Source organism: Gilliamella sp. Fer4-1 (assembly GCF_001690515.1).
GTDB lineage: Bacteria > Pseudomonadota > Gammaproteobacteria > Enterobacterales > Orbaceae > Gilliamella > Gilliamella apicola_C.
Genome location: NZ_LZGZ01000173.1, coordinates 1 through 2277, shown reverse-complemented (window position 1 = coordinate 2277; position 2277 = coordinate 1). Strand labels below are relative to the sequence as shown.

General features: G+C 39.1%; 2 protein-coding genes. One reads left to right on the top strand and one right to left on the bottom strand.

The window, feature by feature from the left end; genetic code table 11:
• Positions 1 to 26: 26 nt before the first annotated feature.
• A complete protein-coding gene (gene fruA, locus A9G30_RS06040) occupies positions 27 to 1724 on the top strand; it encodes a PTS fructose transporter subunit IIBC (RefSeq protein ID WP_065588373.1) in 1698 nt (565 codons plus the stop codon).
• Positions 1725 to 1782: 58 nt separating this feature from the next.
• Here the strand turns inward: fruA and A9G30_RS06035 are convergent.
• The coding region (locus A9G30_RS06035) for a TIGR00730 family Rossman fold protein (protein ID WP_065588372.1) at positions 1783 to 2277 on the bottom strand (495 nt) is incomplete at its 5' end.

Here is a 2277-nt window from a genome sequence, read left to right as displayed (position 1 = left end):
AAATAATTGCTGCATAAGGAGTATTCATGAATATATATATTATTGAAGGTAATAATACAGGGCCAGTTAATGGACGTTTAGCTAAAGCTGAATTGGCTTTAGCTGCGCATGTATTAAATTTAAATGTGGTTGATAGTGCAACATCTGCTGATGTGGTGATTGGAGTTGGATCTGGAGCTATCAGTGATATATCTGTTGTTGGCAAAAAAGTTTATGTTGTTAATGATTTAAATCAAATTTTTGCTGATCCAAAACAAATTTTAACCGACGCACCAAGTAAAGCAACGGTTTATCAACAACCAACAGAAGCTGCTCCTACAGCAAATAATAATACAGGCGTAAAACGTATTGTGGCTGTTACCGCTTGCCCAACAGGGGTTGCACATACTTTTATGGCAGCTGAAGCTATTGAAGAAGAAGCAAAAAAACGCGGTTGGTGGTGTAAAGTCGAAACTCGTGGTTCGGTTGGTGTCGGCAATGAATTAACACCTGAAGAGGTTGCTTCTGCTGATGTGGTAATTGCTGCTTGTGATATTGATGTTGATTTAAGTAAGTTTACTGGCAAAAAACTATATCGTACTAAAACTGGTCCAGCACTTAAAAAGACCGCCCAAGAATTTGATAAAGCATTTGAAGAAGCAACAGTTTATCAACCGACAACAAGCGCTTCAATAGCTAAATCAAGCAATGAGAAAAAAGGCGTTTATCAACATCTATTAACTGGCGTATCTTATATGTTACCAATGGTAGTTGCAGGTGGTCTAATTATTGCACTTTCATTTGCCTTTGGTTCATTTGAAATGGTCGATGGCGTGCAAAAGTTAATTGGTGAACCACACTTAGCACAAATTGGAGGGCTTGCTTTCTCACTTATGGTGCCACTGCTTTCGGGGTATATTGCTTATTCCATTGCTGATAGACCCGGGCTTGCTCCAGGGCTTGTCGGTGGATTACTAGCAGTCTCGACCGGTGCAGGATTTTTAGGTGGTATCATTATTGGTTACTTTGCTGGTTACCTTGCACACTCAATTACAAAGTATTTACCATTACCGAGCACTTTAGAAGCATTAAAACCAATCTTAATTGTGCCTCTATTTGCAACATTAATTACTGGTCTTGTGATGCTGTATATTGTGGGTACACCAATCTCATGGATAATGAAAATTGTAACGGAATGGTTAAATTCAATGGGTACAGCAAATGCAGTTATTTTAGGGGCAGTTTTAGGTGGTATGATGTGTACTGATATGGGTGGACCAATTAATAAAGTTGCTTATGCATTTGGTACTGGTCTAATTTCCTCTCAAGTTTATGCGCCAATGGCAGCCGTTATGGCAGGCGGTATGGTTCCTCCTTTAGCGATGGGTATAGCAACTCTAATTGCTAGCAAGAAGTTTGCTAAAGCTGAACAAGAAAGTGGTAAGGCGTCTTTGGTATTAGGTTTATGCTTTATATCAGAAGGCGCAATTCCATTTGCTGCACGCGATCCATTACGTGTTATCCCATGTTGTATCATTGGGGGAGCAATTACAGGTGGTATGGCATTAGCCTTTGGTTCAACATTAATGACACCTCATGGTGGATTATTTGCTTTAGCTATTCCAGGTGTGGTTAAGCCAGTTGGTGGTTATTTGTTATCTATTGTTGTTGGTGCTGTGATTGCTGGCGTGGCATATGCATTTATTAAACAACCAGAGCAAACTGAAACGACAGCTACGGCCTAATATCTAATTATATAAATAAAAGCGCCATCATCTGATGGCGTTTTTTATTGTGAATAAATTATTTTTTAACCCAACGTTGTAAATCTTTGGCAATAAAGTGATCTATTTTTTGTAGTAAAGATTGCGAATTTTCCGAAACAATTAATGTTTGATAAAAACTATCTCGAATAAAACCTTCATCCACAGCATGCTGTAAAAAATTAAGCATGGGTTGCCAGAATCCCATTACATCAAACAATGCAACGGGTTTTTCATGATAACCGATTTGCATTGCTGTCCACACCTCAAAAATTTCTTCTAGTGTGCCTGTTCCACCAGGCATGGCAATAAAGCTATCAGCAAGCTCTGCAAGTCTTGCCTTGCGTTGATGCATATTATCAACTATTTCTAAACGTGTAATACCATGATGAGCAGTTTCAGCTTCGACTAAACGTTTCGGAATAATACCGATGACCTCGCCGCCATGCTCTAATACTGCATTGGCAATCACCCCCATTAAGCCTTTATTGCCACCGCCATAAATTAGACGTCGATTTTGTTCAGCTAAAGTTTT

Coding starts and splice junctions, on each gene's coding strand:
- fruA (WP_065588373.1), top strand. CDS start 27: ATGAATATATATATTATTGAAGGTAATAATACAGGGCCAGTTAATGGA.